Source organism: Streptosporangium sp. NPDC006013, assembly GCF_040614275.1.
Classification (GTDB): domain Bacteria; phylum Actinomycetota; class Actinomycetes; order Streptosporangiales; family Streptosporangiaceae; genus Streptosporangium.
Map to the genome: position 1 here is coordinate 1 of NZ_JBEXUE010000567.1, position 5,829 is coordinate 5,829.

Annotated in this window: 5 protein-coding genes; 1 reads left to right on the forward strand and 4 read right to left on the reverse strand. The window is 68.5% G+C overall.

From position 1 onward, the window contains the following. The 3 genes from cydB to ABZ260_RS45085 form a co-directional block, all read right to left on the reverse strand. Positions 1-556: cytochrome d ubiquinol oxidase subunit II (gene cydB, locus ABZ260_RS45075; protein WP_355630401.1), on the reverse strand; the 556-nt coding region annotated here is incomplete at its 3' end. Positions 557-567: 11 nt separating this feature from the next. Next, positions 568-1,992, reverse strand: coding sequence for a cytochrome ubiquinol oxidase subunit I (locus ABZ260_RS45080; RefSeq protein WP_355557945.1), 1,425 nt, complete (start codon positions 1,990-1,992; stop codon positions 568-570). Positions 1,993-2,434: 442 nt separating this feature from the next. Next, positions 2,435-3,850 carry an MFS transporter gene (locus ABZ260_RS45085; RefSeq protein ID WP_355630404.1) on the reverse strand — a complete coding sequence of 472 codons (1,416 nt, stop codon included), beginning with the start codon at positions 3,848-3,850 and terminating at the stop codon, positions 2,435-2,437. 102 nt (positions 3,851-3,952) lie between these two features. On the opposite strand from ABZ260_RS45085, the gene ABZ260_RS45090 reads away from it, so the two are divergent. After that, a complete protein-coding gene (locus ABZ260_RS45090) occupies positions 3,953-4,816 on the forward strand; it encodes a helix-turn-helix transcriptional regulator (protein WP_355630407.1) in 864 nt (287 codons plus the stop codon). 158 nt (positions 4,817-4,974) lie between these two features. On the opposite strand, the gene ABZ260_RS45095 is transcribed toward ABZ260_RS45090, so the two are convergent. Then, positions 4,975-5,676, reverse strand: a complete 702-nt coding sequence (locus ABZ260_RS45095) for a polysaccharide deacetylase family protein (RefSeq protein ID WP_355630410.1) — start codon at positions 5,674-5,676, stop codon at positions 4,975-4,977. Positions 5,677-5,829: the final 153 nt, after the last annotated feature.

Below are 5,829 nucleotides of genomic sequence, written 5' to 3' on the forward strand. Positions count from 1 at the left end.
CCGCGGCGGCGATCATCGCGGCACGCCGGGCACGGGAGCGCACCGGTCCCGAGGTCTTGAGCGCGACGAACACCGCACCGTGCAGCACGCACAGCGAGAGGGAGAGCACCCCGCCGACCAGCGCGGCCGCCGCGCTGTTCCGCAGCAGGTCGGCGAAGACGGCGCCCCACAGGAACGCGGGGAGCGCGCTGCCGACCAGCACGCCCAGGTCGCACCAGGCGCGGTCGGAGGCGTGCTGGACCTTGCCGCGCCACTCCAGGCCGATGCCGCGCACGATCAGTCCGACGAGGATCAGCGTTATCGGCAGGTAGAACTCGCTGAGCAGCCCGGCGTACCAGGCGGGGAAGGCGGCGAACATGGCGCCGACCGCGGTGATCAGCCAGACCTCGTTGCCGTCCCAGACCGGGCCGATCGTGCCCAGGACCTGCTTGCGCTCGGCCTCGTTCCTGGCCAGCGCCGGTGCCAGCATGCCCACGCCGAAGTCGAAACCCTCCAGCACGAAGTAGCCGATCCACAGGAACGCGATGAGTACGAACCAGAAGGTGGTGAGTTCCATGATGGTCGCCTTCAGTACATCAGGGTCGGCTGGAGCCGGACGTCCGCGGTCTGGTCGTCGCGCGAGGGCGGGGTGAGGGGCACGGCGGGAACGGCGGGTTCGGGGCCCGCCTTGACGTGGCGGATGATCAGTACGGCCTCGGCCACCGCGAACACGCCGTAGACCAGGGTGAAGACCGCAAGTGAGATGGCCACCTCGGTGAGGCTCACGCCGGGCGACACGCTCGCCGCGGTGAGCAGCTCACCCTGGACGGTCCACGGCTGGCGGCCGATCTCGGAGAGCAGCCAGCCCGAGATCATCGCGATGGTCGGCAGCGGCAGCGCCAGCAGGGCGGCCCTGGCGAACCAGGCCGGGATCTCCTGCTGCGGGTGCTTGCCGCCGCGGCGCCTTCGGGTCAGCCAGAGGCCGAGAATCGACAGGCCCACCGTGGCCATCCCGAAGACGATCATCACGCGGAAGGACCAGAAGACCACCGGCAGGTTGGGCAGGTAGTCGGCCGGGCCGAACTGCTCGGTGAACCGGGCCTGTATGTCCGCCGTGCCCTGGACGACCGCGTTCGGGTCGTTGGTGGACAGGAAGCTGAGCAGTTTGGGGATCTCCACCCCCGGCACCGGGGAGAACGCCGCGCCGGCCGTGTCGTGGGTGAGCCCCTCGGCGGCGGCCAGCTTCATCGGCTGCTGCTCGTACAGCAGCTTGGCGGACATGTCCCCGCTGACCGCGACCACCGCGCCGGCGATCGCCGTCATGGCCAGCGCGGCCCGGATCGGGGTCCGCCAGATGCTCGGGGTGTTCCGCCGCGCCGTGGCGGCGCGCCGCTCCTTCAGGACCTGGTAGCCGCAGATCGCCAGCACGAAACCGCCCCCGACCACGAAGGCCGCCCCCACCACGTGGGGCACCTGCGCGAGGGCGGCGGAGTTGGTGAGCACCGCCCACAGGTCGGTCATCCGGGCCTTGCCGTCGATTACCTCGTAGCCGACGGGGTGCTTCATCCAGGCGTTGGCGGCGAGGATGAAGTAGGCGGACACGGTGGAACCGATGACCGCGATCCAGATGGTGGCCAGGTGAACGCGTTTGGGGAGCTTGTCCCAGCCGAAGATCCACAGACCGATGAAGGTCGACTCCAGGAAGAACGCGAGCAGTGCCTCCAGCGCCAGCGGGGCGCCGAAGACGTCGCCGACGAAGATCGAGTACTCGCTCCAGTTCATGCCGAACTGGAACTCCTGCACGATGCCGGTCACCACGCCCATCGCGAAGTTGATCAGGAAGATCTTCCCGAAGAACTTCGTCAGCCGCAGGTAGTGCTCCTTGCCCGTGCGGTGCCAGGCGGTCTGCAGGCCGGCCACGAAGACGCCGAGGCCGATGGTCAGGGGTACGAACAGAAAGTGGTACACGGTGGTCACCCCGAACTGCCACCGTGCCAGGTCTAGTGCGTCCATCTTCCCTTCGCGTTCCCCTCGCGGGCCTGTTGCTCTACAGCTCGTAGTTCTATCCTTAGTAGTACTACAAGCTGTAGAGCAAAAAGAGGGAGGGGCGCCGCGAGCTGGTGCGATCTTTGTCACATGGTCCGGTGCGAGACCGCACTTCTCGGCCGGACCGAGACCGTCCCTCGGCTCGCGGCGCCGGCTCTCCTCCTGCCGCGGGGAATGTCTCCACGCATGCCCCGTCACATGGACGCATCCCCGCCGCCCGCCATCCCCCCGGAGGCGTGACTCCATGGTGGTGCGGGAGGCACCCCCGGGGCGTCCACCTCCGGAGTGATTTCGAGGTACGCCGCGCGGGCGACACCGCGAGCCTCCCGTACCGGATTCACGGCCCGCACCGCCGGGCGAGGCGGGCACGGGTGCGCCTGAGTCCACCGGAGCGGGACGCCGGCCGAGGCTAGGGCCTGTCTGTGGGAAGGCGCAGGAAGATTGTCGTCAGGAGTGCTGTGCCGATCGCGAGGACGGCGTTGATGCCGATCGCGAACCGCAATCCGGGAAGAAGGGATGTGGCGACCTGGCTCATGGCGAGAGCGGACATGACCGGTGTGCCGAGGGTGATACCGACCTGCTGGCTCATGGTGACCAGTCCGGTCGCGAGCCCTTGCTGTTCACTCGGGACGCCGGCGGTGGCGGTGACGGCGTAGCCGACGATCGCGACGAGGTTCGCCATCCCGCCGATGAAGGTGACGATGAGCAGTGCGATGAGCCATCCGCGGTCGTCTCCGACGAAGGCGAGCGGGATCGTCGCGGCTGCTTGAACGACGAAGCCGATGATGATCGCGGCCTTCGCCCCGGTTCTGCCGATGACCTTTGGGGCGAGGAGCCCTCCAACAACGGTTCCTACGCCGAGGACGGCGAGGATGAGGCCTGCGCCTACGGCGCTGTAGCCGAGGATCTTCTGAAGGTAGAGGGTCAGGAGGAACACGAGCGAGGTTTCGGTCGCGTAGGCGAGGAGTCCCGCGATGTTGCCCCAGGCGACGTTGCTGCGCCGCAGCAGCGCGGGGGCGACGAGCGGTTCGGGCACTCGGGATTCGATGGCCCAGAAGATCGCGAAGAACACGACGGCGGCGATGATCGGCCCCCATGAGGCGGGGCTGCGCCAGCCCGCCTCTCCGGCGGTGGCGATGCCGTAGACCAGGGCGACAAGACCGAACGTGACGGTGATCGCACCGGGCAGGTCGAGACGGGGGCGTCTTTCGGCCGGTTTCTCGGCCAGGACGAATGGGGCGGTGAGGAGAACGGCGATGGCGACGACGACGTTGATGAAGAACGCCCATCGCCAGCTCACCACGCCGGTGAGGAGACCGCCGAGCACCGCACCGGTGGTGAAACCGGCGGCCATGAGGGCACCGTTGAGGCCGAGGGCACGCGAGCGTGCCGGACCTTCACCGAACATCGTGGTCAGTAGCGACAAGGCGGCGGGGGTGACCATCGCGGTGGCGATGCCCTGGCCGACGCGAGCGGTGATCAGGAGGACGGGCTCTTGGGCCAGGCCACCGGCAAGAGAGAAGACACCGAGCAGGACGATGCCGAGGAGGAAGAGTCGTTTGCGTCCGAACAGGTCTGCGACGCGGCCGAAGAACAGGGTGAACCCGGCGGCGCAGAGCGCGAACGAAGTGACGATCCATTGCAGATCACCGTTGGTGAAACCGAGGCCGCGGCCGATGTGCGGCAGCGCGACGTTGAGGATGGAGAAGTCCACCGCGAGCGTGAAGTTCGCCGTGAGCAGCACCGCCAATACGACCCGCTTGCGCGCGGTCAACCGCTCGGTGGCGGTGGACGATGGTGAGACAGATGTTTTGACGTCCGGCATGTGATCCAGACTCGGCGGCCCTGTCGTGCGCAGCCAGAACCCCCGGTTGCCCAGCACTGAGAGGGACAGGCTCCGGCCGTCGCGGTCGGCGAGAATGGCGGCATGGCAGTACAGCTCACGTACGAGGATCGGCCGGTAACCGAGCTCGGAAAGTTCCTCCGCTCGCGCCGCGATCGGCTCACCCCCGAAGGTGCCGGCGTGCGCACCTACGGCCGCCGCCGAGTGCCCGGTCTACGGCGCGAAGAGCTCGCGCAGCTCGCCGGGGTCTCGGTGACCTATCTGACCCGCCTGGAGCAGGGACAATCGCAGAACGCCTCCGACGCGGTCATCGACGCGCTGGCCCGGGCCCTGCGGCTGGACGCGGATGAGCGGGCACACCTGTTCGCGCTTGCCCGCCCGGCTCCGGCCAAACGCCGTCGCCCGCCGAAGCCGGAGAGTGCCAAGCCCGGCGCCGAGCAGCTACTGCACGCGATGGGTGATGTCCCCGCTGTGCTGCTGGGCCGGTTCAACGACGTCCTCGCCTGGAACCGTGCCGGGCACCTCCTGCTGGCCGGACACCTCGATTTCGCCGCCTTCACGAGGCCGACGGATCGGCCGAACCAGATCCGGATGCTGTTCCTTGATCCACACACCCGCGACCTCTACATCGATTGGGATGCCGAGGCGGCGCTCGCAGTGGCCTCACTGCGCTATGTCGCGGCTCAGTTCGCCGACGACCGGCGTCTGGCCGAACTTGTGGGAGAGCTCAGCGTGAACAGCCCGGAGTTCGCCTCGTTGTGGGCCGGTCACGCGGTGAGGTTGTGCACCAGCGGTTCGAAACGGTTCCGCCATCCCGAGATCGGCGACCTCGAGCTTGACTACGAGGTGCTGCATCTGCCCGAAGGTAACGGTCAGCGCATCCTGACACACGCTGCCAAGCCCGGCAGCGCCTCGTTCGCGGCCCTGCGGTTGCTGACCTCCCTGTGATCAGCAGTCGGCGGCGGGCGATTTCGCCACGCTGGGGCACGACACCGTTCTGCCGGGTATTCCGCACGCGACCTCGATTCACCTGGGGTGATTACCCGCCGCAGTGGATCAGATATAGCTGCTGACCTGCAACGATGGGGCAGGTGTGGAAAACGGGGCTAGCGGGTCGCGGTCTTCGAGGTCGCCGCCTTCAGGTACGCGTCGAGGTTGCCGAGCTCGAACCCCCGGCGCCTGATCTTGGCGACGAGGATCTCGAAGTCACGGGCGAGGTTCGGGCGGAAGTGCAGCAGCAGCACGTCGCCGGGGCGGAGCTTCTTGTCGGGCACCTGGTAGGCGATCTTCCCGCCTGGCTGCACGGTCGCGGTCCAGAGCAGGAGCGCGTCGATGCCGCAGGCCTTGGCGGCCCTGCGGGTCAGCGTGTTGTGGTTGCCGAACGGAGGGCGGAACAGGGTGGGCGCGGTGCCGGTGTGCCTGCGGATCAGTGTGGAGGTGCCGCAGATCTCGGCCTTCTGCCCCTCGTAGCCGAGCGCGGGCAGGTTCGGGTGGGTCAGCGTGTGGTTCTCGATCGTCGCCCCCGCGTTGCGCAGGTCGCGTACGTACCTCCACTTGCCCGCGCCCAGGAACCTGCCGCCCTGGGCGGTCGGATCGGTCGCGCCCCTGGCCTCCACGGCGTCGCGGGTGACGAAGGCCGCCACGGGGATCCGCTGGTCACGGACCTGTGCCACGAAGCCGGGATCCTGCTCCCAGCCGTCGTCGATGGTCAGGAAGACGACCTTCCGCCTGGTGGGGATGGAACTGATCACCGGAGGCAGGCCGTCAGCGGGACGGGGGATCACGCCCACCTCGCCCGGTCTGGGCATCGCACCCGGCGGCCCTGCCGGTGTCTTCGCGGCCCGGCCGTTTCCGCCGGCGGGGGCCTTCCCCGCACCGGAGGAGGCACCCGGCGCGGGCCCATGCGACGACTTCTTGACCTGGCGCGACACCTAGGTCGTCGGCGCTGCACTCAACGCACG